Raw genomic sequence first — 258 nt, forward strand, 5'->3', positions numbered from 1 at the left:
CATGCGTGCGCTCCTCGCGCGACGGGCGCGGGCAAATGGCAAGCGCGTTCGCGCGCGCCGGATGGGCGCAGCAGCGGCGTTTCCTGGTGACAGCGCTCGAACGCTTGTGCGCAGCGCGGCGCGAAGGCGCATCCCTGGCCGCCGCTGCCGGGCAGCGGCGGATTGCCGGCAATCGTGCGCAGCGGCGCGCCGCCGGGCGCGTCGAGTCGCGGCAGCGCGCCGAGCAGACCGACGGTGTACGGATGCAAGGGACTGTTG

General features: G+C 74.4%; 1 protein-coding gene. It reads right to left on the reverse strand.

Features of this window, described 5'->3' with window-relative positions:
* Window positions 1–258: oligopeptide/dipeptide ABC transporter ATP-binding protein (locus tag SB771_RS35540; protein ID WP_410722110.1), on the reverse strand; the 258-nt coding region annotated here is incomplete at both ends.

Origin of the sequence: Burkholderia sp. SIMBA_051 (assembly GCF_046534915.1) — a bacterium.
GTDB classification, from domain to species: Bacteria; Pseudomonadota; Gammaproteobacteria; order Burkholderiales; family Burkholderiaceae; genus Burkholderia; species Burkholderia ambifaria.